Here is a 23,863-nt window from a genome sequence, read left to right as displayed (position 1 = left end):
TGGAGGCGTACCCGAGAGGCATCTCGCGAGGGCGGAGGAAGGGAGGGCACGGGATCAGTAGCGGGGCTTGCGCTCCGGGCGCTCGGAGGAGCGGCTCGGGCCGGTGGGGCGGCCGGCGCGGCTCGGGCGGCGGTCGGGCTTGAGTTCGATGAGCTGACCGCTGATGCGCGTGTCGGCCAGGCGGTCGAGCACGCCCTGCGGCAGGTCGGCCGGGAGCTCGACGATCGAGAAGTCCGGGCGGATGTCGATGTGCCCGAAGTCGCCGCGGTTGAGGCCACCCTCGTTTGCGAGCGCGCCGACGATCTGGCGGGGCTCGACCCGCTGGCGACGACCGACCTCGATCCGGTACGAGGCGAGGTTGCCGTTCGCGGGCCGCTGGCGACGCTCCGGACGCTCGCCCCGGTCTCCGCGATCCCCGCGCTCGGGGCGGGCATCACGCTCCTCGCGCTCACGCCGGGCGAAGCGGGGGTCATCGGGCGAGAGCAGCAGCGGCTCGTCGCCCTGCGCGACGATCGCCAACGCGGCAGCGACATCCGACTCGACCACGTCGTGGTGCTCGACGTAGTGGCCGATGATGTCGCGGAAGCGCTGTAGGCGCTCGGTGTCGGCGAGCGCCGCCGTGATTGCGTCATCGAAGCGCGAGAGCCGGGTGACGTTGACGTCTTCGACGCTCGGCATCCGCATCTCGGTGAGCGGCTGGCGAGTGGCCTTCTCGATCGCTGTAAGGAGGCGGCGCTCGCGCGGCGTGACAAAGCTGATCGCTGCTCCGCTGCGCCCGGCACGACCGGTGCGGCCGATGCGGTGCACGTACGACTCGGTATCAATGGGGATGTCGTAATTGACGACGTGGCTGATCCGCTCGACGTCAAGGCCGCGGGCAGCGACATCGGTGGCGACGAGAATGTCGAGTTTGCCGGACTTGAGCTGCTCGACGGTGCGCTCGCGCTGAGCCTGGGCGACGTCTCCGCTGATCGCGGCGGCGGTATAGCCGCGGGCGCGCAACTTCTCGGCGAGCGTCTCGGTCTCGCTCTTGGTGCGGACGAACACGATCATGCCCTCGAAGTTCTCGACCTCGAGGATGCGGGTGAGGGCGTCGACCTTCTGCGGGTACGAGACCATCAGGTAGCGCTGGGTGGTGTTGACGGAGGTCGTGGTCTTGTTCTTGACCGTGATCTCCTCCGGGTCCTTCAAATACTTGCCGGAGATGCGGCGAATCTGCGCGGGCATCGTCGCCGAGAACAGTGCGATCTGCTTCTCGACCGGAGTGTCGGCGAGGATCGTCTCGACATCCTCGGCGAAGCCCATCTTGAGCATTTCGTCGGCCTCGTCGAGGACCAGGTATTTCAGCGCAGAGAGGTCGAGCGTGCCCTTCTCAAGGTGGTCCATGATCCGGCCGGGCGTGCCGACCACGACGTGGACACCGCGACGCAGCGCGGAGAGCTGAGTGCCGTAGCCCTGGCCCCCGTAGACGGGGAGTACGTGCACGCCGCGAAGGTTCGACGCGTAACGCTCGAACGCCTCGCAGACTTGGAGGGCGAGTTCGCGCGTGGGCGCCAGCACGAGTGCCTGTGGCGTCTTCTGCGCCAGGTCGAGGCGCGAGAGGATCGGCAGCGCGAACGCGGCCGTCTTGCCGGTGCCGGTCTGCGCGACGCCGAGGACGTCTCGGCCGGAGAGGAGGGACGGGATCGTCGCAGCCTGGATGGCCGAGGGCGTCTCGTAGCCGACCTCCTTAAGGGCCTTGAGGACGGGATCGCCGAGTCCGAGGTCGGAGAAGGTGAGCGCGGGGGCGCTGCCGGAAGGGGTGTCGGCCTCGGGGGCGGAATCGGGGGTATCGGTGGACGCCATGGTGCAACGGTAGTGCTCCGACGCCGCCCCTGTTCGAGGGAACGCGGCGATGCGCGTGCGGACGGAGTGCCTGCTGTAGCTCGCCGCCTTCGCGATGCGGTCGTCGAGAGCCCATCCGCACCTCTGCGAGAGCAGCCTCGGCCGGCGCGCGGAAGAGGGCCCGCGCATCCGCTGCCCGACCTAGCGTCGGAGCACAGGCACCACCGAGGACAGGAGCACGACATGGCATCAGGAGTCGCAACGCCCCGCTCCCTCCGAGACGCCGCCGCGTGGGTGGTACTTCGGCGCAGAGCGGGGCGTTTCGGCGCGCGGGGCGCGGGGGCGGCGGCTCAGGAGGCGGCGTCGCGCGTTGTCGTGCGGATCCGGTACAGCGACGTGCTCGCCGCGACGAAGAGGTCGTTGCCGTCCTCGCCGCCGAAGCAGAGGTTGCCCACGACTTCCGGCACCGGTATCCGACCCAGACTGGCGCCGTCCGCGCCGAGGACCTGCACACCATCAGCGCTCGACGTCCAGATCCGGCCCTCCACATCGACGCGCAGACCGTCCGGGACCCCCGGCTCGATCGACGCGAGCACGCCGAGCGGAGCGAGCCGCCACTGCTCGTCAACCGCGAACGCGTGGATGCAGTGCTCGCCGGTCCTGTCCCTGCGCAGGGCGACGGAGGTGTCCGAGACGTAGAGGATGCGCTCGTCAGGCGAGAAGGCCACTCCGTTCGGCTCCTGGACCGCGGAGGTCGCCACGCTCAGCTCGCCCGTCGCCTCGACAAAGCGGAAGACGTAGCAGCCGCCATATTCGCGCTCGCCGGGGTGCCCCTCGTGCGGCTGCACGATCCCGTACGGCGGATCGGTAAACCAGATCGCGCCATCGGACGCGACCACGACGTCGTTCGGCGAGTTCAGCCGCGCCCCGCCGTGCCGCTCGACCAGCACCTCCACGTTGCCGTCGACCTCGCGCTCGATCGCCCGACGACCGTGCGAGCACTGCACGACCCGCCCCTGCCGATCCAGAGTGCGACCGTTGGTGAACTCGACGTGCTCGCGGTGCACACGCGTCTCGCCCGTCACCGCGTCCCACTCCAGGATTCGGTCGCCCGGGATATCGCTCCACCGCACCACTCGCTCCCGCGGCAGCCACACCGGCCCCTCACTCCAGACAGCCCCCGTGGCGACCCGCTCGAGCTGGGCGCCCGGCGCCAGCAGCCCGTCGGCCACTGCACCGCGGCCACGCCCTGGTCGGCCGCCGCCGAAGTCCCCTCGCCCTGCCCAGCGCAGCGCTCGCCGCCTCGCCGCGATCCACCATTCGGGCGAATTGGTCAACGCGGGGGTGCCGGTTGCGGTCGCCAGCGCCACGACGAACTCTCGCCTCGTTGCCACGTCAGATTTCCCCGATCCTTGATCGACGCTGTCGATCCTCTTCGGCCGGCGCGGACCTGGTCGCGACGACCGGCGAACCGCTGACCCTAGCCAGCACACCGCAGGAAGGGCCGGCCCCTGTCTCCCCCTGAGACATCACCTGCCTATTAAAGTTCCCGGTGGTCGTCGCCTCTCTCTCGGGCGTGTGTGACAGCGCGATCGCCTCTCACCGGGATGCTCACCGTCGCCTGATCCTTCGGCGCAGAGATTCCGCTGCCCCAGCACTGTCGGGGTGGCGTGGGAGAGAGCGGGCGTGCCATCAGTGAGTGTCGAAGCCCTGAGGCAGTACCGCTCCGCGCGATCCGGTGCGCAGCACACGCCGCACAGGCTCTCAGCCCGACGCTGCGCGCGGCTCCACTGGGCAAGCGACCCTGGCCGTTCCCTCAGTGACCTCGTCGGGATAACTCCGCACGTCCGTCGTTACACTCACTGCGTCTCCGCACCTGCGGACCTACCGAGGAGGCCGCCGTGCACTGTCGTCCGTTCATTGCCGCGCTCCCCCTCGCGGCGGTCCTCGTGCTCGCGGGGTGCGCGAGCGGAGCGATTCCCTCGCCCTCCGCCGAGCCGGGTTCGGGCACCTCGATCACTGTTTTCGCCGCGGCCTCGCTGACGGGCGCGTTCACCGACCTCACCACCGACTTCGAGAGAGCGCAGCCGGGCGCGCACGTCGAACTCTCGTTCGCCGGCTCGTCCGACCTCGCCTCGCAGATCCTCAACGGCGCCCCGGCCGACGTCTTCGCATCGGCCGATGAGCGCACAATGGCGAGCCTGACCAGCGCGGGGCTCGTCGCCGGCGACCCGGTCACCATCGCGACGAACACCCTCGAGATCGCGGTGCCGCCCGGTAATCCCGCGCACGTCACCTCCCTCGCCGACCTTGCCCGGCCGGGTATAGCCACCGTGCTCTGCGCGCCGCAGGTGCCGTGCGGAGCGGCAGCCGCGGCGGTGGAACGAGCGGCAGGCCTCGACATCACGCCAGTGAGCGAGGAGTCGTCGGTGACGGACGTGCTCGGCAAGGTGTCGTCGGGCGAGGCGGACGCCGGGCTCGTCTACACGACCGACATCCGCGGCTCCGGCGGCTCGGTCACCGGCATCCCTTTCTCCGAGGCGTCGGAGGGAGTCAACACCTCTGCGATCGCCGCGCTGAAAGGAGCGGGTGACTCCGATATGGCCGCCGCGTTCGTGGCGTACGTCGGCTCGGATGCGGGACACGCGGTGCTCGCCGCGCACGGCTTCGGAGCACAGTGAGAGTCGTGCGCTCGTCACCAAGCCCACCGACACATCGCGCCGGTCACCCAGGCACCGCCCGCGGCGCGGCGCCTGGGCGGTAGCGGAACGTCTCAGGAGCGCAGAAAGAAGGAGCGGGAGGCAGATGCGGACGTAGGATCGGGAGCATGCCGCAGATACGGGTTCGGGACGCCGCCGCCGCGCTCGGGGTGAGCGACGACACGCTGCGACGGTGGATCGAGAACGGAACGCTCGCGAGCGTGAAGGATGCCTCCGGACGCCGCGTCGTCAACGGGCTCGACGTCGCCAGGCTCGCCCGCGCGAACGCCGTGCTGCCGGAGGACCCGTCGCCCGTGGCGCGCTCGGCCCGCAACCGCTTCGTCGGTATCGTCACGGACATCGTGATGGACACGGTGATGGCGCAGGTCGAGTTGCAGTGCGGGCCGCACCGGGTGGTCTCGTTGATGAGCAGCGAGGCGGTCCGTGAGCTGGGGCTCGAGCCCGGTTCGCCCGCGGTGGCGGTGGTGAAGGCGACGACGGTGATCGTCGAGACGCCGCTCGCACCCCGCTGATGGGATCCGGCCTCCCGCGCTGGGTCGTGATGGTCGCGGCAGTCGGCTCACTTCTGGTCCTGCTGCCGCTCGCGGCCATCCTCACCCGCGTCGACTGGCCGCAGTTCCTGCCGCTCATCACCGCCGACTCCTCGGTCGCGGCGCTCCTGCTGAGCCTGCGCACGTCGGCGACGGCAACCCTCCTGTGCCTACTGCTCGGGACGCCGATGGCGCTCGTCCTCGCGCGCACGGCCTTCCGCGGGCAGCGCCTGCTCCGCTCTCTGGTCCTCCTCCCCCTCGTGCTGCCGCCCGTGGTCGGCGGGCTCGCGTTGCTCGCCACCTTCGGACGCCTGGGCCTGCTCGGCGGCGTGCTGGAGGCGCTGGGCGTGCGCATCGCGTTCTCGACCACCGCCGTGGTGCTCGCGCAGACGTTCGTGGCACTGCCGTTCCTGGTGCTGACGCTGGAGGGGGCGTTGCGCAGCGCCGGCGCCCGCTACGAGGCCGTCGCCGCGACCCTGGGCGCCTCGCCGGGCACAGTGCTGAGGAGGATCACCCTGCCGCTCATCCTGCCGGGTCTGGTCTCGGGCGCGATCCTGTCCTTCGCCCGGGCGCTCGGCGAGTTCGGCGCCACTCTGACGTTCGCGGGGAGCCTTGAGGGCACGACCCGCACTCTGCCGCTGGAGATCTACCTTCAGCGCGAGACCGATCCGGACGCCGCAGTCGCGCTGGCACTCGTGCTGGTCGCGGTCGCGGTGCTTGTGATCGGCCTGGCGCACGGGCGCTCGCCACGCGGGGTCCGGGAGTGAGCCTGCGGCTGGAGGCGCGGCTCGCCGCGCGCGGGTTCGCAGCGTCGCTCGACGTCGCGGCCGGAGAGACCGTCGCCGTCCTCGGGCCGAACGGTGCGGGCAAGTCGACCCTGCTCGCGCTGATCGCCGGGCTGGTGCGCGCTGACTCCGGGACCGCGCTGCTGGACGACGCGGTGCTGTTCGATGACCGCCGCTGGACGCCTCCGCACCGCCGCGCCGTGGCGTTGCTCGCGCAGGACCCCCTGCTTTTCCCGCACCTCAGCGTCCTCGAGAACGTCGCCTTCGGACCACGCAGCGCGGGCCTCGGCCGGGTCGCGGCGCGCGCGAGGGCCAAGCGCGAACTGGCCGCCGTGGAGGCGCTCGAGCTGGCCGACCGGCGCCCAGGCAGCCTCTCGGGTGGGCAGGCGCAGCGCGTGGCGCTCGCGCGCGCTCTCGCGAGGGAGCCGCGCCTTGTGCTGCTCGATGAACCGCTCGCCGCCGTGGACGTGCGCGTCGCCCCGGTGCTCCGGCGGATGCTGCGGACGGTCCTCGCTGACCGCTCGGCGATCGTGGTCACCCACGACGTGCTCGACGCCTGGACCCTCGCCGACCGGGTGGTCGTCCTCCGCGAGGGCCGCGTGGTCGAGGAGGGGCGGACCGAGCGGGTGCTCACCCGTCCGCGCACCGCGTTCACCGCCGAGCTGGCGGGGCTCAACCTGCTCGCGGGGACGCGCACGGCGGCCGGACTGCTCACGACCGAGGGCCACGAGTTCGCGGGAGTAGTGACCGAGCCGATCGCCCCCGGCGCCCCGGTGCTCGCGGCCGTCCGACCCTGGAGTGTCCGGCTCGGACACGGCGGGCTGCGCTCGATCATCACCGACGTCGAGCCGCGGGGCGATACCGTGCGGGTGCGTAGCGGGTCGCTGCGAGCCGACGCCGATCCTGCACAGGCGGCGGCGCTCGACCTCGCGCCAGGTCGCGAGATCGGCTTCGCGGTCGATCCGGAGGCGCTACTGATCTACCCGGGCTGAGGAGGCTACCCGGCCTGAGGAGCGCTCGTGGGGCGGGGACTCGGGACGCGGCTCGGCGGGCCGCTCAGGACAGCCGGACACCCGCCAGTGCTAGCCCGGCCGCGGCACCGACGAACGCGAGCGCCCCTGTCCCGAGGCCGTAGGCCAGACCCGCGATCCAGCGCCGGGCGAGCAGCAGCCGCACGGTCTCGACGCTCGCGGTGCTGAAGGTCGTGAATCCGCCCAGCACACCGGTGCCCAGCACGGCCCGCCACTGGGGATCGACGGCGCCGGACAGAGCTAATCCGACGACCACGCCGAGCAGCAGCGATCCACTCACGTTGATCAGTGCCGTACCGATCGGCCAACGGACCGGGAATAGCGACCGCGCGAACCCGTCGACAACCAGCCGCGCCGCCGAGCCGATCCCGCCGGCCAGCGCGACCGCGAGCAGCAGCCCGGCGCTCATCACGCCTCCCCGCGTCGCCGGCCGGCCACCGCGATGCCCAGAGCGGCCGCGACGAGGCCCAGCACGAGGGTCCCGCCTGTGTACAGAAGCGACTCGGCGAGGTGCCCGCCCTCGAGCAGCGCCACGGTATCGAGCGAGAACGTGCTGTAGGTGGTGAAGCCGCCGAGCACGCCGGTGCCGAGCAGAAGCCGCAGCCTGCGCCGTCCGCCCTCGTCCGGGCCGCGACGCGCAAGACCCTCGAGCAGCAGGCCCAGAAGGAAGGCGCCGACCAGGTTCACGACGACGGTCGCGACCGGCAGCACGCCCACCGGTGGTAGCAGAACGGCGAGCGTGAAGCGGCCCGCCGTGCCGACCGCACCGCCCAGAGCGACCAGGAGGATTGCGCCGGGCCGGAGGAACAGGGGCAGCGTCACTCCGAAAGATCCCACGGCGCCGGACGCTCGGGATCGCGGTCGGCGCGCGGGACGACGAGGACGGGACGGTGCTGACGGTGCGCGAGGTGAGCAGCGACACTCCCGCCGAGAAACTCGGCGATGCTCGCGAGCACTCCCGCGTCGCGCGTGCCGACCACGATCATCCGCGCGTCGACCTCTTCCGCGACATCGGCGAGAGCGGGCGCCGGCTCGCCCCTGACGGCGCGAAGGGTCCACTGCACGTCGGTGCCGGCGAGTTCCTGCTCGACCGCTTCGCGCAACCCAGGCGGGAGCGTCGGTTCCTTCCCGCGATCGGGCGAGGCCCCGACGAAGCCGAGCGGGATGCCGCCGGTCATCGGATCGACGTACTCGCCGACAAGGTAGGGGTCGGCCGAGACTGACACAAGCAGCAGCGGCGCCCGGGAGTCGGCGGCGACCCGCGCCGCGGTGCGGAGGACCTCGGGGCGGCGGACATCGGCGACGCCGACGAGCACGGGACCGGCGAGGTCGGGGGTGCTGCCGGTGGAGGGTGTGGGTGCGGTCATGAGGGGCTCCTTCCCGAGTGCGCCCCATCCTGGCACCGCGGGCTGAAGCGCTTCGGAGTATGTCGGGAGACTTCGGTGAGGATCCGCTGTGACCGTTCCGTTATCGAGGTGACCCGAGCTACAGTGATTTGTCGTCCGAATCCTGGGCCGGCCAGGACGTCGCATCGGCCAGGACGTCGTGTCGGCCAGTGGTCGGAATCCAGAAGTCAAGACGCCCGCAAGTTAGTACGCCCCGGAATTAGTACGCCCCAGAGTTAGTACGCCCCAGAACCGTCCTCGAGAGGAGACCGCACGCGTGTCGAAGCCAGGCATCCCCACCCCTGAGGACTGCCCCGGCACCTCGAGCACCGCGTCCGGTGCCCCCCTCACCCGCAGGGAGGCTCTCGCCGCCGAGAGGCGCGCTGCGCAGGAGGCGGGGGACGTTGCCGAGACTGACACCGCGCCGGCGACGGCCGCCATCGGATCCACGGCCCCGACCGTCTCCGTCGAGATCCCGACCGTCGTCCCTGCCGCCTCCTGGTCGAACCGCACCGCGCCCCAGCCCGCCGCCGCGCCCCGCCCCTCTGCTGCACCTGCCCGCTCCCGCGGTCTCAGCCGCCGGGCCCTCACCTTCGGCACCTTCTCGGTGGTTGGCGGGCTCTTCGCCACCGCCGCCATCCCCGCTTACGGGGCCCGCAACTCCTCCTCCACAGCGACCGGCCGAGCCGCGGCCGAGCTCGTCGGCTCGCAAAACCTCACCGTCTCGTCAGAGGCGACCGGCCAGACGGCCGTGCGCGACGCCTTCGCCGCGCCGACCCAGGCGCAACTCGACGAGGCCAGCAGGCAGGCGGCGGTGCTTTCCGGCGCGAACGGCGGCCAGTTCTCAACCGTGAAGACACGCGCCGCCGGCGACGACTACCCCTGGCCCTACGAAACCACCGATGACAACGGCGGCGGACTGTCTCCGCTCGGCTACTACTACCGCGAGTGCGTCGACTTCGTGGCCTGGCGCCTCAACCGCGACGCCGGGCGCACCTCCGCGCCGTGGAAATACACCTGGGGCAACATCACTCCGCTCGGCGGCAGCGCCTACGAGTGGCCCGACAACTGGGCCGCGAAGGGTTGGGCGACCAGCAGCGTCCCCCTCGTCGGCTGCGTCGCGTGGTGGACCTACAACCACGTCTCGTACGTGCAGAAGGTGAACGACGACGGCACCGTCCTCCTCGAGGAGTACAACTACGGCGGCAAGCACAGCTACGTCACCCGCACGTTCCCCACGGCCAAGGTGCCCCTGTTCCTCTACCCGCCGGCCCTCTAACGCGCGCCCTCCTCCTTCCTCCCCCTCCCGCGAGATGCCTCTTCGGTACAGCTCGCCCGGCGTGTCGCGTACTCAACAGGCATCGCGCGAAGGACACGGCAGCCCTCTGCTCGGCGCGGCGTCGCGGAGCAGCACGGCGTCGGAGTCCCGCGCGGCGGGATCGAGGACACCTGCGAGAAGCTCGTTCCCCCGCAGCGTCAGTTCGGGGGCGCACCGTTGCCAAGCCCGATCACGTGGTAGCCGAACGTCAGCGAGGTTCCGCGTGGGATCGACTCACCGGCGTACACGGTGAAGCTCGTGCCGCCGTCGTGATCGAGATAAAGTCTGGCGGCGACAGCCGTGCTGGTCGTCGGACTCATGGTGACGACCGGCGGCGTGACGAACGGCCGCTTGAAGGTGACGGTCGCGAGAGGCTCTGCGGCGGCCATGTCCTTGCCGGTGTCGACCGTGACGTGACCGGCGATGTCGTTCCCCCGGATTCCACCCTTGCTCGCCGCCCACGACACGTTCGTCCCGCTGTGGCGGGTGAGCTCGGTGAAGCGACCCGTCGCCGGCTCGGTCGGGTCAGCGTGGTTGGTTTCGGATGCCAGCAGCTGCCGGTTGAAGACGACCTGCTCGTCGAATGACGCCGGCGGCACCAGCCCCATGCCGTTGAAAGCGCGCGAGCGCCGACTTCGGTTGTCCACAACGGAGCTGTCGACGGCAGCGATGACCCGGAATCGGTTCGTCCAATCCGCCATCACCGCGCCGTAGTCCTTCTCCACCGTGACAGCAGGGACACGAAGATCATCGAAGCGGACACCGCTGATCACGAAGTCCGCACCCTTGGTGAGTTTGAACAGTGTGGATTGCGCTGGCGTGAAACCATCCGGCGTCCCGCGCTGTGTGACCTGTCCGCCGATGAACTGCACGCCCCCGGGCTGGGCGATACCGTCCCTACTGTGATCGTGTTCCAGCAGTGGTGACGCGAGTCCGAGGATGTACGAAGACAGGAATGTCAGCTGTCGGCTGTTGCCGAGCCGGAGCAGGGGACCCGTGTTGAGCCTGTCGATGTTGCCCTGATCCGCAGTCGATTCGACGTGCAGGCCGATAAAGGTCAGGTTCGTTGCGAGGTCCTTCGCCGACGACCCCCATCCGATGTCCAAAGCCGCATTCTTCGAGTGCTGGATCGTGAGCTGGTCGAAGATGTTGTAGTTGGTGTCGCCACCATCGGACTCGATCACCATCGCCGCATCGGTGGACGTGCCGCAGCCATCGATGTAGACGTCGTGCCACCGCGAGTTGTTGAGCTGCTTGATTCTGATACCGGTTCCCGCGAAGTTCAGCACCTGCACCATACCGAGACGCGCTTCAAACCCACCGGCGACCTCGATCCCGAGCGTCCGCGACGGAGCAGACTGGTTCCATCGCTGCCCACGCACGGCGAGGTTCTCCAGCGAGGCACCCGCGCCCAGTCGGAACATCGGTTCCGAGCTCATGGCATCGTTGAACGGCTCGAATTGAACACCGTTGAATTGAACACCGTTGAACGGGGATTGCAAGGCGAACTGGAACGCCGCGGCTCCGAAGCCGACGATTCGGACCTGCGTCTTCACATCAAGCGAAGTGATCAGGTAACGGCCAGGAGGCACGAGCACCGCTCGCCGCCGATCCCCGGTGGCCGCGTCATCGATGGCCTTCTGAAAGACCGCGGTGTCGTCGGCGCGACCGTCCCCTTTCGCGCCGCGATCACCGACATTGATCCAGTACTCCGTCTCCGCGGCAGCTGCTGGAGTCGCAGGAAGAAGCGAGCCGCCCGCCCCCGCTACCCCCGCCAATCCAGCGAGAGTGCCGGTCGCGATGAATGCCCGGCGATTCGACTGAGTGCGTTCGTCATGTTCCATACCGGACATTGTGCTGCAAGCCCTCCCGCGTACTCCGGAGCCGACATCGTGCGCGCCTCGTCGCTCACGCCTGCGCGTCATCAAGCAGCAGATCGCGGATCGCCGTCACCACGAGCTCGAGCTCGGCGAACGACGTGGACAGGGGCGAGAGTCCGAGCCGGATGCCGCTCGGCGCTCGGACCCGCCAACCCGTGGCGGCTGCGCGAGGGGCCGTCGAGCGCGCCTAGACCTCCTCCGCGAGATGCGACTTCGGTACGCGACACGCCGGGAAACGCGTGCACAAGTGGCATCTCGCGGGAGGTGTCATAGCTCGAACCAGCCGCGGGGGTGGTGGTCGGCGGTGAGCGGGGTGCGCGGGCGCGTCGGGCGCGCCCAGCGGACGGCGTTCGCCAGCACGCGTTTGATGTCGGGGTGGTGGTAGACGGGGTAGTCCTGGTCGCCGGGTGAGAAGTAGAACACCTTGCCGAGGCCGCGCGTGTAGGTCACTCCGGAGCGAAACACCTCGCCGCCCGTGAAGGTCGAGAGGAACACCGTCTCTTCCGGCACCGGGATGTCGAAGTACTCGCCGTACATCTCCTGCTCGGGGATGATCAGCGGGCTCGGCACGCCCTCGGCGATCGGATGCGTGGGTGCGATCGTCCAGACCAGCTCGCGGTCGCGGTCGTTGCGCCACTTCAGCGAACAAGTCGTGCCCATCAGGGCCTTGAAGATGGACGAGTAGTGGCCCGAGTGCAACACCAGAATCCCCATCCCCTCGTGCACGTGCCGCAGCACCCGCTGCACGACCTCATCCGACACCTCCTCGTGCGCGATGTGGCCCCACCACAGCAGCACGTCCGTCGTCGCCAGCGCCTCCTCGGTGAGCCCGTGCTCGGGCTCGGGGAGGGTCGCCGTACGGACCGAGACGGTGGAGCCGAGCGACTGAGCGAGCCCGTCGGCGATCACACGGTGGAGGCCGTCGGGGTAGTGGCGCAGCACGGTCTCGTCGCCGCGGGTCTCGTGGCGGAACTCGTTCCAGACGAGGACCTTGATCGGGGCACTCACGCGACCGTCACCTCCTTCTTCTCGGCGGCGGAGCGGTAGATCGCGTCGACCACCCGGCTGCGGTGCAGCGCGTATTCGCCGTAGTGGCCGAAGTAGCGGGGCGCGCCCGCGGGGGCGTCGGCTCCCGAGGCGATCGCCGCCAGGAATTCGGCAATGACCAAGCGGTGGTGGCCGGCCGGGACCTTCACGTCGGGGTGCGAGACGGTCGGCGCTCCGGCGACGTCGGAGTAGAGCGTGAGCGTCCCCTCCGTGGCGTAGTCGGCGATGTGCAGGCGCGCGCCGCCGGCCGAGCCGAGCAACTCGACCTCGATGTCCTCGTGGACCTTCGAGTAGCTGGCCCAGGAGGCGTCGAGCTGGAGGGAGCGGCCGTTGTCGAGGCGCAGCAGTGCGCTCGAGAAGTCCTCCACCTCGAACGCGTGAGTGCCGGTCGCGGCGACTCCGTGCGGGCGTCCGCCGCGGCCGGAGCGGCCGATCTCGCCGTACGCGACGGCCGAGACGCTGGTGACGCGCGGCTCGTCGAGCAGGTGCAGCGCGATGTCGAGCACGTGCGAGCCGAGGTCGATCAGCGGACCGCCGCCCGCGAGTTCCTTGCTGGTGAACCAGGACCCGATGCCCGGGATGCCGGTGCGCCGCTGCCAGCTCGCGCGAGCGTGGTAAACGTCGCCGAGCGGAGCGTCGTCGAGGTAGTCGCGGAGGAAGGCGACGTCGGCGCGGCGACGGTGGTTGTAGGCGATCTCGAGCACGCGGTCATTCGCGCGCGCGGCCTCGACCATCTCGGCGGCCAACTCGGCGGTGGTGGCGAGCGGCTTCTCGCAGAAGACGTGCTTGCCGGTGGCCAGCGCGGCGATGGCGATGGGGTGGTGCAGGTGATTCGGGACGCCGATGGACACAACGTCGAGGTCGTCGCGGGCAACGAGGTCCTCCCAATCGGCGTAGAGGTCGGGGACGTCGCGGGTGGCGCCGAGCTCGCGCAGGCGCGTCTCCTCCTGACCGGCGAGCGCGACGACGCGTGCACCGGGGAGGGACTGGAAGGCGTCGAGGTGGGTGGTGCCGGCGAAGCCGAGGCCGACGACGCCGACCCGCAGTTCGGTGGTGGTGTCTGTCATGCCGCGAGCCTACTCGAATCGATTCGAAGCCCTCCAGTCTCCGTTGTTGCTCCGGCATCGAGACACCGCTCTCTCGTCGAGACGCTGCGCTGCTAACGGCGTCTCGGCGCCGAAGCGGGCGAGCACGGCCGCGAGGACGACGGAGGAGCGCCCGAGCGCTGCATCTCAACGCGCCGGACCGGGCCGGAGGGCAACGCCGCCTGGCAGCATGGCCGGATGAATCCCATCCGTGACCAGGACGATGCGAGCGAGTACGCGGGGAGTCTGCTCCGCGGCGAGCAGAACCTCCTTGACGTCGAGTGAGGGTGGAACGACCCGGCGGCGGCGATCCTGCAGCAGGCGAGCGTTCTGCCGCGGCCGACGGGCGGAGTCGGCGAGATGCTCCGCCCTCTGGAGCGCGGACGCCGACGACCGCAACTGTTGGGGCAAGAGAGCAGAAGCAAGCGTATGTGGTTTGCCGAGAGCGCGGACCTCTGCCACGATTCGGTCGTGGCAGAGCATCGTGCAGTGGAGCAGCTGAACGAGCTGACATGGGTCCTGAAGATTGTCGGACCGGGGGCGTCCGCCCTCAAGGCAAAGTGGGCGCTGCTCACTGTAACCCTTCTTGGAGGAGTGGTCGCGGTCATCGCGCCTCGGTTCTTCGTCCAGGCGGACGGAACGATGGACCCGGGGTGGACCCCCATCGTGGTGATCGCCGGTATAGCCGCCGTGTTCGCCCTCGTCCTCGACAAAGTGGCTGACAAGTACGACTCCGCGAGTGAAGCGCATCGCGCCGCCGTCGCTCAAGCTGAGGCCACAGAGGCCCAGCGGCTTGCTGATCTTGCACTGTCGGGTAGCGAGGATGCAGCCGAGAACGCCGTGTCAGACCTGAACACGTTCATCGCCGAAGCACTGAACGTGTCATTCCTGGAGGGTTCGAGTCGATTCGAGCACCTTCAGACCCTCCGGCGGATCCTCGTCATGTGTGCTGCGAAGGCCATCGGGCCGGGAAGCCGCGCCACGTACTACACGCTCACGGGAGAACGTGGCAGTCGAGTCCTCGGAGACCCCCAGCATCAGACGGAGTATGGACGGAGCGATCGCCCGGATCGTCCCTTCATTGAGGAAGAGGACCCGGATCACACGATCTGGCTGCTCCTCGACCGTTCTGATGAGGAAGCGGAGGTTCACTCGGTGGGCGACGAGGTGTACGGGCTCAACTGGGAGAATGCGCGGTACGTCACCTTCGTATCCATTCCGGTGAAGGTAGGGAACGTCGTGTTCGGGGTGCTAAGCGTCAACTGCGCCAATGCCGGCGCCATCCAGGGGGTACAGCGGGCCACGTTGCTGGCGATGGCGCGCTCGTTTGCACTCGCGATGGCGTACGCCACTGGCCCTAGAAATCTCGCCACAACTGCGGCGAGAATGTCAGTGCCACCGGCTATTGTGCAGAGCACAGAGAAAGAGGGATGATCATGACTCATGAATCTTCTGAAGAAGAGACCATCCGCCGCGTCGCCGAGCAGCTGAACCGAAACCGACCAAGCCAGCAGCGAACGATCAACGTTGCGGGCGCCCGCCGTCCGGTGTCCGAGGTCCGGCAGAGTTGGCTCCGCATGCGAGCGGAGTCGAGCATGCCGCCGCGAGCCGCGCACTGACCCCAGACACGACGCGGACCACGAGCGGCTGGTCCATTGCGGAGGAACGCAGGGCGAGGAGCACCTCGGCGAGCAGTTCGCCTGCGCGCCGCCACGGGACGACCATCAGACGCATGATTCCGTCGGCATCTGTCTAGCGGGTGCGCCTCCCGGTCGGCTGCAGAGGTTGACCAACGCGCGGGTCAGCACCTCGGTCGCGCCAACCGCGGTGTGAATCGTTGGTACCGGTCGCGGGTCCGCGCACAACGATCCCGACCATCTCCTGCATGGTGTAGCGAAGGCCCTGACGGTGGGCGCGCGCGTCCGCGACGACGGCGTCCTACTCCGCCACCGGTTCGCCGAGCACCCCGAGCATCGAATCGCCGACGAGCACAAGGCCGCAGGGCGGCGTGAGCACGCGCAGCCGCACGCCGCCCCGGCGAGCGAGAGCGACCAGCCGCTCGATCTCAAGCTGCTCGACCTAGCCGCCGCGGACGGTGCGGAGGACCGTCGACTCTCGCACCGCCTCGCGGAGCGTCGGCTCCTCCTCGTCTTTCGGGCGAGCGCCGTCAGCTCACGCGGACGAGGGTGCGCTGCCAGCCCGAGGAGCCGTCGGGCGCGATCGGCGCGCGCTCCTCCGTCTGCACCGTGCCGTTGGCGTCCACTGCGCGGACCGCGACGTAGTGCGCGCCGGTCTCAGCCTGCCAATCGACGTACCACTGCACCCAGGTATCGACGTTCACTGGAGTCGAGAGCGTCGCCTCCTGCCAGTCGCCGCTGTCGATGCTCACCTCGACCTTCGCAATGCCGACGGTCTGCGCCCAGGCGACTCCGGCAATCTTGGTCGCGCCCGACGGGATCGCCGCGTCAATGCGGGGGGTGTCGATCCGCGAGGACATCTTGATCGGGGCCTGCGCGGAGTAGCCGCGCGGCGTCCAATAGGCCTCGTCGGCCGCGAACGTGGTCACCTTCAATTCGGTCAGCCACTTGGTGGCCGAGACGTAACCATAAAGGCCGGGTACGACCATCCGCACCGGGAACCCGTGCTCGAAGGGCAGCGCCTCACCGTTCATGCCGACCGCGAGAATCGCGTCGAGTCCGTCGTCGGTGAGGGAGGCGAGCGGAGTCGACGCGGTGTAGCCGTCGATGCTGCTGGAGAGGACCATGTCCGCTCCGCTCTGCACCCCGGCCAGGGCGAGCACGTCGCGGATCGGCACGCCGAGCCACTTCGCGTTGCCGACCAGATCGCCGCCGACCTGGTTCGAAACGCAGGTGAGGGTAACGCCATACTCATCGACGCCCATGTCGAAGAGCTGCTGGAGGGTCAGCGTCACCTCCTGGTCGACCATGCCGGTGACCTTCAGTGCCCAGGTCGACGGATCAATGTTCGGCACGGTGAGAGCGGTGTCGACGCGGTAGAAGTCGGCGTTCGGCGTGTAGAGCGGCGTGAGGCCCTCGATGTCGAGCTCGGCGCCGGCCGGCACGGTGACGGTGCTGCGCGGAGTCGGCAGGCGCAGCGCCTCCCGCACGCGAGTCAGCGACGATGTAGCGGCGTTGACGAGGCGGGCCCCGGTCCCGACGACGGCAGCGCCGACTGCGGTGATCAGGGCCACCCGGAAGAAACTACGGCGCTCGAGAGCCCCGGGGCGGGCCTCAGAGGCGGTTCCCCTCGCCTCCGAGGCCCGAGCAGTGCGCCAGGCGCGCAGGCGCGAGAAGAGGAGATGCATGACGATGACGGCGACGATGATTCCGGCCAGCGTGGGCACCGCGGCGAGCGGCGTGGCTCCGGCGCGGGTGACGATGGCCGCGAGCGTAAGGCCGCCGGCGATGATGAGCAGCACCTGGCCCAGTGGCGGCCGGATCAGCTGGAGCACGCCTGCAATTGCGGCGGCCACCACGACAGCGGCGCCAACGCTCGCCAGCAGGAAGACCTTGTCGTTCTCGCCGAATGTCTCGATCGCAAACTCCTTGAGAGGCCGCGGGACGATGTCGACAATAAAAGCCCCGAGCGCGAGCACAGGGCTCGCGGTGCGGGCGACCGCGAGGGCGACAAGTTCGGCAATGGCGAGGAGGACGCCGCCCGTCACGACTCCGGCGAAGGCCGCGAGCAGAAAGAATCGTGCACGGTGCTCGCTGGCCCGGCGCACGGGTGCCGCTGTCTGGTTCATGGACATGAGTGTTCGCCCCGGACCTGCCGATTCCCAGGGTGCCCCTAGTTTGGTCACTGAGGCGCTTTTTCCGTAACGAAAAGGTAACGCCCTGTCACTGGAGGCGAGACACCGGCCGGTGCGGCGAGATACCGCGGCGTGGGCGGTGTCTCCGCGAGGGGCGGGCGTCTCGGCGCGCCACCGCCGAGGGACGGGACGCGGCATGCAGTGCGCTCTCGTACGATGCAGCAGCGCAGGTCGTTCCACCGGCGCGCGAGAGGGAGGGGCGCACCGGTCATGACAGTTGTGCTCGTCGTCGACGACGACCCCCGCGTGCTACTCGGCATCCGCGTGGCGCTCGAGACCGACGGCCACCGAGTCGTCACCGCTCCCGACGGACGTGCGGGTCTCGCCGCGGTCGCCGAGCACGACCCGGACGCTGTCGTCCTGGACCTGGCCATGCCGTTCTTGGACGGCCTCGGAGTCTGCCGTGCACTGCGCGCAGCGGGCGACTCCGTGCCCGTGATGATGCTCACCGCCCACGATCGCGCGCCGCAGCGCGTCGCGGGGCTGGATGCCGGCGCCGACGACTACCTCGGGAAGCCCTTCGACGTAAACGAGCTGCGCGCCCGCGTGCGCGCCCTGATTCGCCGCAGCGCCCCCGCCTCCGCCGCTGTGACGTGGCGGGACGTCGTGCTCGACGGAGACCAGCGCCGACTGAACGCCCCCGGGGGCGTGACCGAACTGACCCGCCTCGAGACGATCGTCGCGGAGCTGCTGTTCCGCGACCCCTCCCGGATTCGCACGAGGGATGAGCTGACCGAGGCGGCCTGGCCGGATGGTCCCGCGCCGACCTCGAACACGCTGGACGTCACCGTCAGCTCCCTGCGCCGCAAGATCACCTCCGCGACGGGCACCCCGGCGATCCGCGCCGTCCGCGGCCTCGGCTACCGGCTCGAACCGTGACGCGGAGGCGGAGCGGATCACTGCGACGCAGGGTCGCCGCGGTCGTCGCCGCAGCGGTGGCCCTCGCGGTCATCCTCGTGTCGGCGCTGACCTGGTTCGTCGTGTCCGCCCAGCTCGACAGCTCCCTCAACACCGCCCTGGATCGCGAGGCGACCCGCGTGCAACGCCTGATCGCCGCGGACCCGGGGTGGACGAACGAGAACGGGAGCACCTGCCGCTTCGTCATCGAGCCGGCCTGCGTCCGACGGGTCGATGCGGCGACGGAGCCCGGCGACGGCCCACTGCGCGTGAGCCGAGAGGCGCTCGCCGTGATCGAAGGCTCCTCGCCACGCGAGCGGTACACAGCGGAGGGAGTGCGGGTGCTGGTCCTGCCAACGGGCGCGGGAGAGGCAGTGCTGGTGGGCCTGCCCACGCGACAGACCGACACGGCGCTTCAGCGCACCGCGCTCGCTCTCGCCGTGGCGAGCGCAACAGGGATCCTGCTCGCGGCAGCACTCGGCGCACTCGCCGCGACCGCAGGCCTGCGTCCCGTCCGGCGCCTGGACGATGCCGTCCGAAGGGTGAGGGCGACGGCAGACCCGCACGCCCCGATCGACCTTGGCGACACCGGACGCGACGACGAACTCGGCCGCCTGACGCGTTCGTTCTCGGCGATGCTCGGCGAGCTCGCCGCCGCGCAGGACACGCAGCGCGACTTCGTCGCCGACGCCTCGCACGAGCTGAGGACTCCGCTCACCACCCTGCGCACGAACGTCCAGCTGCTCACCGGTGACCGCCCGCTCAGCGACCAGACACGGGCGGCGCTCCAGGCCGCGCTCCTCGAGGAGCTCGACGCGATGACCCTCACCGTCGATGACCTCGCCGAGCTCGCTCGCGGCGATCGGGCACCTCGCGCCGTCCTGGCCGCGACCGATGTCATCGACGCGGCACGCGAGGCCGTTGCGGCCGCCGGGCGCCGCTGGCCCAGCGCTGTGACGCTCGAGACAGAGGCGGAAGGCGTGCTGGCGCTTGTTCCGGAGGGACGCCTCGGCCGGCTCCTGGACGTCGTACTCGACAACGCGGGGAAGTACGGCGCAGGCCACCCGGTCGTGCTCCAGGTCGACCGCGACGGGGATCGCCAGGTGATCATCCGCGTCGTGGATCACGGCGTCGGCATCCCGCCCGCAGAACGGGAGCGGGTATTCGAGCGGTTCCATCGTGGGACGGCTTCCCGCGGGACCCCGGGATCGGGTCTGGGCCTGGCGATCGCCGCGCAGATCGTCGCGGATGCCGGCGGACACATCACCGCCGAGGACTCCCCCGGCGGCGGCACGACCATCCGGATTTCGCTCGCCGCCGCCTGAGCTCATCTCCCCCTCATCCGTCTCCCGGATGCTCACCCCATGATGCCCACGACCGCGATCCGCCTCCCCGCCGCCGCTCGCCCCGCCCAGAAGCGACGCGGATCGCCGGCGCGCACCGCGCTCATCGTCCTCGTCGTGGTTGTGCTGCTAGCAACGAGCAGTCTGCTGATCCTCCCCCAGCCGCTCGCCGCCCTCGGAGCAACCGGCTCCATCCTCGGGACCCTCCTGCCGTGGTCGGCGGCACTACTGCTCCCGACAGCGGTGCTGGGCCTGGCCGCCCGCTCACGACGCATTATGGTGGCCGCGCTCATGTTGGCGCTGACCTGGACAGTGATCTTTGTGCCGGCCTTGACCGCGCAGCTCGATCCTGCGGCGGCGGAATTGTCGATCATCACCGAGAACCTGCACTCCGAGAACGAGGATCCCGCGGCCACGGCACGCTCTCTCGCCGCCCGGAACCCGACCGTGATTGCGTTGCAGGAACTTACTCCACGGGCCGCCGACGCGGTCTCCGACACCCTCGCCGAGCACTATCCGCACGTCTACCGGGTCGGGTCCGTCGGCGTGTGGAGTACCCGACCACTCAGCGACGGCTCCCCGCTCGCACTCGGCCTGGACTGGAACCGGGCGCTGCGCGTGGATGTCGGCACGGACCTCGGGACCGTCCGCCTCTACGTCGTCCACGCGGCCTCACTGCGGGCGGGCGGCGACGACGACCGGGAGGGGATGCTTGCCGCTCTGGGGTCCGAGCTCGCCGACGACGACTCCCATCGGATCCTCGTCGCCGGTGACCTCAACGGCGGCTCCCTCGATCCGCTGGTCGCCCCTCTGCGCACCCGGGTCAACGAGGCGGCCGACCTGCGCCCGACCTGGCCGGCGGACGCTCCCGTCGTCCGGCTCGATCACGTCCTCGTTCGCGGGTTCGACGCCGCCGGCAGCGTCCTCCCCGCGAACGGCAGCGATCACCTCGGGGTCGAGGTGCTGCTGCGCGGGCGCTGAGGTCGGCCTCTCACTCTGGCGACGAGAGCCGACCGGACGAGCGGAGGCGCTTCGCGTAGCAGCGGACGTTGGGCTGCTCGCCCCAGTAGCCGTAGCCGGGGATGAGCGCGTAGCCGGCGCTCGCGTAGAGGGACATCGCTTCGGGCTGCTCGGTGCCGGTCACCAGGCGCAGCATCTCGATGCCCGCGCGCTCGGTCAGCCGCTCCACTCCGGCGAGCAGGACCCGGCTCAGCCCCCGCCCGCGTGCGGCCTCGACCACGAACATCCGCTTGATCTCGCCCACCCCGTCTTCGACGGCGAGGGCCACGCAGCCGACCAGGGCGCCGCCCGACTCGAGCAGGAGGGTCGGCGCGTCGAGCGGGGGCCGCGGGCCGGTGTCGTCATCGCCGTAGCGGGCCAGGAGGTCGGCCTCCTGCAGGGCGAAGAGGGTGGTCGCGGCAGGATCGGCGGCCGTCGTTTCGATCAGGCGGGGTTCGTCGGGCACTGCATGATGCTACGACGGGTCCGTCGCGTTCATAACTCAGGAAGGATGCCTCCGCCCGACCCGTTTTCCGCGGATCTCGGCGCCTCCGGACGAAGTCCTTCCTGAGTTATGAACGGGAGATCGTCGCGTCGGCACAGACCTGGGCGGAGCGAGCTTCGGCGCCGGCATGATTGGCGACAAGGCGCACTCGATGGTCTTCGACACCGCGAAAATCCGCGGCGTCGTCCCGGCGTACTCCCCCTCGGTCCGCTTCAGCGATGGCGCCCGGGAGATCATCGAGTGGTACGACGCCGATCCGTCGCGCCGCACAGTCGACGAGCGGATGAACGACCTCTTCGACGCGCTGATCAGCACCTACCGGCCGCGCCCGCTGAGAGTCAGTCGATCGGGACGACCCGCACGAGGAAGCCGCCCGGCGTCCCGGGCCGCAGCTCCTGGTACTCGAGCGGAATCATGTACTCGCCAGTACCAACGGAGGTGATGGTGAAGGAGTCGTCCGTGCGCGTGCCTGCGAGGAACACCGTGTAGACGTGGGTGCCGTCGTCGAGGGTGCGCCGGCCCTCCGCCGCACCGACCCAGCGGTGACCACCCGGGTCGGCCGTGCCGGTGTCGCCAAGGGTGGCGTCGATCACCGCGGGATCCACGCCCTCGGTGCGGATGCCGTCCCCGCACTCCCGCCAGCTCCCGGTGAAGCCCGGGTCGACGGGGGACACGCAGAAGAGCATCCCCCCGTCGGGCGCGACGTGCAGGTCGCCGTAGCCTCCGACGACCTGCCCCTCGGACGGCTGCGAGGACGGGGACGCCTCGGACGACGCCGGCGGACCACTGGGCACCGGCGTGCACCCCACGAGCGTGAGAACGAGCACGACCGCCGCGTGCGCTCGCCACCTCATTTCCGCAACCTACTGGAGCGGCGGCCCGGGCGGGAGCCGCGTCCTCTCGGCTCAGAGCAACTCGGCAACGAGGGCCTGCACGCGGCGCTTGATGTCGTCGCGAATCGGCCGCACCTCGTCGAGATCCTTGCCGCGCGGGTCGGCGAGGTCCCAGTCCTCGTAGCGCTTGCCGGGGAACACCGGGCAGACGTCACCGCACCCCATCGTGATGACGACGTCGGACTCCTGGACCTGCTCGGTGGTCATCAGCTGCGGCACGGCCTGCGAGATGTCGATGCCCTCCTCCGCCATCGCCCGCACCGCGACCGGGTTGATCGAGTCTCCGGGCTCGGAGCCGCCGGAGCGCACCTGGACGGCGCCGCCGGAGAGCTCGCGGAGGTACCCCGCGGCCATCTGCGAGCGACCAGCGTTGTGAATGCAGACGAAGAGGACGGTCGGATCAGCCATGGGGGCTCCTCGGGGATTCGGATGCTCGGGTGGAGCATTGCCGAGAGTAACGGGCCTCGTCGAACGATCGGTGCCCGGCGTCATCCCCGCAGTCGCCGGTAGTGCCGGTTGCGGATCGACAGGATCGCACCGCCGATTAGCGCGGCGACGAGCGAGCCTGCCAGCACGCCGACCTTGACGTGGGCGTCGGAGTCGCTGCCCGCCCCGTAGGAGAGTTCGCCGACCAGCAGCGAGACCGTGAAGCCGATACCGGCGACGAACGCCATGCCGATCACATCCGCCCAGCGCAGCGACGCATCGAGGCCGATCCCCCGGATCCGGGTCAGCAGGAAGGTGCTGCCCACGATGCCGAGCGGCTTGCCGAGCACGAGACCGGCGATGATGCCCAGCGCGATGGAATCCTGGAGCGAGTCGAGCAGACCGGTGACGCCGCCGACCGTCACTCCGGCCGAGAAGAACGCGAAGACCGGCACCGCGACCGTCGAGGAGAGCACGCTCCAACGATCCGCGAAGTGCGCGGCGAGCCCGTCGTACAGCGGCTCGCCGTCGGTGCTCACCTGCACCCGCGCCCGAGTCGTGGCGAGAACCGGCACCGTGAAGCCGAGCAGCACGCCGGCGACCGTTGCGTGAATCCCGGAGGCGTGCACGAGCGCCCAGGTCGCGACTGCGAGCGGGATCAGCACCCACCACGCGCGCACGCCGCGCTGCACGCAGACCGCGAAGACCGCGAGCGGGATCAGCGCCAGGGCGAGCATGAGGACGTCGATGCCTGCCGTGTAGAAGACGGCGATGATCGTGATCGCGATCAGATCGTCGACCACGGCGAGCGTTAAGAGAAAGGTCCGCAGGGCCGGCGGGAGGAACTTCCCGACCACGGCGATGACGGCGACCGCGAAGGCGATGTCGGTAGCCGCAGGGATCGCCCAGCCACCCAGCGCTGCTCCTCCACGGGGCAGGTTGACGGCGGTGAAGATCAGCGCGGGCACGGCAACTCCGCCGACCGCGGCCACGATCGGCACCACGGCGGTGCGGGCGTTGCGCAGCTTGCCGACGACGAACTCCTCCTTCAGCTCCAGCCCGACGACGAAGAAGAAGATCGCCAGCAGCCCGTCGGCGGCCCAGGAGCCAACACTGAGATTGAGATGCAGCGCCTCAGGGCCGATCCGGACGTCGCGCGCGGCGGCGTAGAGGCCGGACGCCGGGCTGTTCGCGATGATCAGCGCGAGGAGGGTCGACGCGAGCAGGAGGGCGCCGCCGATGGTGTCCTTCTGCAGCGTCTGGCGCAGGCCCCGCCAGAGTGAGTGCGGGGCCTGATCGGCGGGCGCGGGCTGGTGCGGCATGGTGGGGTTCCGTCCGAAGTGGTGGCGAGCGGGAGGACGGC

22 protein-coding genes are annotated in these 23,863 nt (G+C 70.1%); 9 read left to right on the top strand and 13 right to left on the bottom strand.

The window, feature by feature from the left end; all coding sequences use genetic code 11:
* Positions 1-54: 54 nt before the first annotated feature.
* Complete coding sequence (locus HRF29_RS10790; RefSeq protein ID WP_173248612.1) at positions 55-1,845, bottom strand: DEAD/DEAH box helicase; 1,791 nt, start codon at positions 1,843-1,845, stop codon at positions 55-57.
* 329 nt (positions 1,846-2,174) lie between these two features.
* Positions 2,175-3,218, bottom strand: a complete 1,044-nt coding sequence (locus HRF29_RS10785; protein WP_343043720.1) for an SMP-30/gluconolactonase/LRE family protein — start codon at positions 3,216-3,218, stop codon at positions 2,175-2,177.
* 507 nt (positions 3,219-3,725) lie between these two features.
* Between HRF29_RS10785 and modA the strand changes: the two genes are divergently transcribed.
* The 4 genes from modA to HRF29_RS10765 all read left to right on the top strand — a co-directional run bounded on the left by modA (position 3,726) and on the right by HRF29_RS10765 (position 6,851).
* On the top strand, positions 3,726-4,505 hold the full coding sequence (modA, locus tag HRF29_RS10780; RefSeq protein ID WP_173248610.1) for a molybdate ABC transporter substrate-binding protein: 780 nt from the start codon (positions 3,726-3,728) through the stop codon (positions 4,503-4,505).
* A 146-nt stretch (positions 4,506-4,651) separates the two neighbouring features.
* Complete coding sequence (locus HRF29_RS10775; protein ID WP_173248608.1) at positions 4,652-5,056, top strand: TOBE domain-containing protein; 405 nt, start codon at positions 4,652-4,654, stop codon at positions 5,054-5,056.
* The gene (locus HRF29_RS10770) at positions 5,056-5,841 is read left to right on the top strand and encodes an ABC transporter permease (protein ID WP_173248606.1); all 786 of its coding nucleotides are present in this window, start codon (positions 5,056-5,058) and stop codon (positions 5,839-5,841) included. The genes HRF29_RS10775 and HRF29_RS10770 overlap by 1 nt, the downstream gene beginning before the upstream one ends.
* Positions 5,838-6,851, top strand: a complete 1,014-nt coding sequence (locus HRF29_RS10765) for an ATP-binding cassette domain-containing protein (protein ID WP_173248604.1) — start codon at positions 5,838-5,840, stop codon at positions 6,849-6,851. Before HRF29_RS10770 ends, HRF29_RS10765 begins: the two co-directional genes overlap by 4 nt.
* Positions 6,852-6,915: 64 nt before the next feature.
* Here HRF29_RS10765 and HRF29_RS10760 read toward each other — a convergent pair whose 3' ends face one another.
* From HRF29_RS10760 to HRF29_RS10750, 3 genes are read right to left on the bottom strand one after another with little or no spacing between them, the layout of a single operon-like run.
* Positions 6,916-7,299 (bottom strand): fluoride efflux transporter FluC, encoded by a 384-nt coding sequence (locus HRF29_RS10760; RefSeq protein ID WP_173248603.1) that lies wholly within the window; start codon positions 7,297-7,299, stop codon positions 6,916-6,918.
* Positions 7,299-7,712, bottom strand: a complete 414-nt coding sequence (gene crcB, locus HRF29_RS10755) for a fluoride efflux transporter CrcB (RefSeq protein ID WP_343043719.1) — start codon at positions 7,710-7,712, stop codon at positions 7,299-7,301. Before crcB ends, HRF29_RS10760 begins: the two co-directional genes overlap by 1 nt.
* The gene (locus HRF29_RS10750) at positions 7,709-8,257 is read right to left on the bottom strand and encodes a universal stress protein (RefSeq protein WP_173248600.1); all 549 of its coding nucleotides are present in this window, start codon (positions 8,255-8,257) and stop codon (positions 7,709-7,711) included. Before HRF29_RS10750 ends, crcB begins: the two co-directional genes overlap by 4 nt.
* Before the next feature lie 295 nt (positions 8,258-8,552).
* Here HRF29_RS10750 and HRF29_RS15360 point away from each other — a divergent pair, with 295 nt between their 5' ends.
* Entirely contained in the window at positions 8,553-9,554 is a 1,002-nt protein-coding gene (locus HRF29_RS15360; protein WP_173248598.1) for a CHAP domain-containing protein, read from the top strand.
* Positions 9,555-9,751: 197 nt separating this feature from the next.
* On the opposite strand, the gene HRF29_RS10740 is transcribed toward HRF29_RS15360, so the two are convergent.
* The 3 genes from HRF29_RS10740 to HRF29_RS10730 all read right to left on the bottom strand — a co-directional run bounded on the left by HRF29_RS10740 (position 9,752) and on the right by HRF29_RS10730 (position 13,587).
* On the bottom strand, positions 9,752-11,437 hold the full coding sequence (locus HRF29_RS10740; protein WP_173248597.1) for a glycosyl hydrolase family 28-related protein: 1,686 nt from the start codon (positions 11,435-11,437) through the stop codon (positions 9,752-9,754).
* A 303-nt stretch (positions 11,438-11,740) separates the two neighbouring features.
* Entirely contained in the window at positions 11,741-12,469 is a 729-nt protein-coding gene (locus tag HRF29_RS10735; protein WP_173248721.1) for a ThuA domain-containing protein, read from the bottom strand.
* Positions 12,470-12,477: 8 nt separating this feature from the next.
* Positions 12,478-13,587, bottom strand: coding sequence for a Gfo/Idh/MocA family protein (locus tag HRF29_RS10730; protein WP_173248595.1), 1,110 nt, complete (start codon positions 13,585-13,587; stop codon positions 12,478-12,480).
* 507 nt (positions 13,588-14,094) lie between these two features.
* Between HRF29_RS10730 and HRF29_RS10725 the strand changes: the two genes are divergently transcribed.
* A complete protein-coding gene (locus tag HRF29_RS10725) occupies positions 14,095-15,039 on the top strand; it encodes a hypothetical protein (RefSeq protein ID WP_173248593.1) in 945 nt (314 codons plus the stop codon).
* A 733-nt stretch (positions 15,040-15,772) separates the two neighbouring features.
* Here the strand turns inward: HRF29_RS10725 and HRF29_RS10720 are convergent.
* Positions 15,773-17,371, bottom strand: coding sequence for a molybdopterin-dependent oxidoreductase (locus HRF29_RS10720; RefSeq protein ID WP_173248591.1), 1,599 nt, complete (start codon positions 17,369-17,371; stop codon positions 15,773-15,775).
* A 276-nt stretch (positions 17,372-17,647) separates the two neighbouring features.
* On the opposite strand from HRF29_RS10720, the gene HRF29_RS10715 reads away from it, so the two are divergent.
* From HRF29_RS10715 to HRF29_RS10705, 3 genes are read left to right on the top strand one after another with little or no spacing between them, the layout of a single operon-like run.
* Positions 17,648-18,316, top strand: a complete 669-nt coding sequence (locus HRF29_RS10715) for a response regulator transcription factor (protein WP_173248589.1) — start codon at positions 17,648-17,650, stop codon at positions 18,314-18,316.
* Positions 18,313-19,659, top strand: coding sequence for an ATP-binding protein (locus HRF29_RS15355; protein ID WP_173248587.1), 1,347 nt, complete (start codon positions 18,313-18,315; stop codon positions 19,657-19,659). Before HRF29_RS10715 ends, HRF29_RS15355 begins: the two co-directional genes overlap by 4 nt.
* Before the next feature lie 39 nt (positions 19,660-19,698).
* Complete coding sequence (locus tag HRF29_RS10705; protein ID WP_173248585.1) at positions 19,699-20,658, top strand: endonuclease/exonuclease/phosphatase family protein; 960 nt, start codon at positions 19,699-19,701, stop codon at positions 20,656-20,658.
* Positions 20,659-20,668: 10 nt separating this feature from the next.
* On the opposite strand, the gene HRF29_RS10700 is transcribed toward HRF29_RS10705, so the two are convergent.
* The 4 genes from HRF29_RS10700 to nhaA all read right to left on the bottom strand — a co-directional run bounded on the left by HRF29_RS10700 (position 20,669) and on the right by nhaA (position 23,822).
* Positions 20,669-21,142 (bottom strand): GNAT family N-acetyltransferase, encoded by a 474-nt coding sequence (locus HRF29_RS10700; protein WP_173248583.1) that lies wholly within the window; start codon positions 21,140-21,142, stop codon positions 20,669-20,671.
* 377 nt (positions 21,143-21,519) lie between these two features.
* Positions 21,520-22,035, bottom strand: a complete 516-nt coding sequence (locus HRF29_RS10695; RefSeq protein ID WP_173248581.1) for a hypothetical protein — start codon at positions 22,033-22,035, stop codon at positions 21,520-21,522.
* Between the two features lie 51 nt (positions 22,036-22,086).
* Positions 22,087-22,482: an arsenate reductase ArsC gene (locus tag HRF29_RS10690; RefSeq protein ID WP_173248579.1), complete on the bottom strand. Its 396-nt coding sequence runs from the start codon at positions 22,480-22,482 to the stop codon at positions 22,087-22,089.
* Positions 22,483-22,562: 80 nt separating this feature from the next.
* A complete protein-coding gene (gene nhaA, locus HRF29_RS10685; RefSeq protein ID WP_173248577.1) occupies positions 22,563-23,822 on the bottom strand; it encodes a Na+/H+ antiporter NhaA in 1,260 nt (419 codons plus the stop codon).
* Positions 23,823-23,863 lie beyond the last annotated feature (41 nt).

The sequence above is a fragment of the Rathayibacter agropyri genome (genome assembly GCF_013249015.1).
Taxonomy (GTDB): Bacteria; Actinomycetota; Actinomycetes; order Actinomycetales; family Microbacteriaceae; genus Rathayibacter; species Rathayibacter agropyri.
The sequence above is the reverse complement of the archived record's forward strand: the minus strand, read 5'-3'. Positions and strand labels throughout refer to the sequence as shown.

Coding starts and splice junctions, on each gene's coding strand:
- HRF29_RS10790 (WP_173248612.1), bottom strand. CDS start 1,845: ATGGCGTCCACCGATACCCCCGATTCCGCCCCCGAGGCCGACACCCCT.
- HRF29_RS10775 (WP_173248608.1), top strand. CDS start 4,652: ATGCCGCAGATACGGGTTCGGGACGCCGCCGCCGCGCTCGGGGTGAGC.
- HRF29_RS10770 (WP_173248606.1), top strand. CDS start 5,056: ATGGGATCCGGCCTCCCGCGCTGGGTCGTGATGGTCGCGGCAGTCGGC.
- HRF29_RS10760 (WP_173248603.1), bottom strand. CDS start 7,299: ATGAGCGCCGGGCTGCTGCTCGCGGTCGCGCTGGCCGGCGGGATCGGC.
- HRF29_RS10750 (WP_173248600.1), bottom strand. CDS start 8,257: ATGACCGCACCCACACCCTCCACCGGCAGCACCCCCGACCTCGCCGGT.
- HRF29_RS10740 (WP_173248597.1), bottom strand. CDS start 11,437: ATGGAACATGACGAACGCACTCAGTCGAATCGCCGGGCATTCATCGCG.
- HRF29_RS10730 (WP_173248595.1), bottom strand. CDS start 13,587: ATGACAGACACCACCACCGAACTGCGGGTCGGCGTCGTCGGCCTCGGC.
- HRF29_RS10720 (WP_173248591.1), bottom strand. CDS start 17,371: ATGAACCAGACAGCGGCACCCGTGCGCCGGGCCAGCGAGCACCGTGCA.
- HRF29_RS10715 (WP_173248589.1), top strand. CDS start 17,648: ATGACAGTTGTGCTCGTCGTCGACGACGACCCCCGCGTGCTACTCGGC.
- HRF29_RS10705 (WP_173248585.1), top strand. CDS start 19,699: ATGATGCCCACGACCGCGATCCGCCTCCCCGCCGCCGCTCGCCCCGCC.
- HRF29_RS10695 (WP_173248581.1), bottom strand. CDS start 22,035: ATGAGGTGGCGAGCGCACGCGGCGGTCGTGCTCGTTCTCACGCTCGTG.
- HRF29_RS10690 (WP_173248579.1), bottom strand. CDS start 22,482: ATGGCTGATCCGACCGTCCTCTTCGTCTGCATTCACAACGCTGGTCGC.
- nhaA (WP_173248577.1), bottom strand. CDS start 23,822: ATGCCGCACCAGCCCGCGCCCGCCGATCAGGCCCCGCACTCACTCTGG.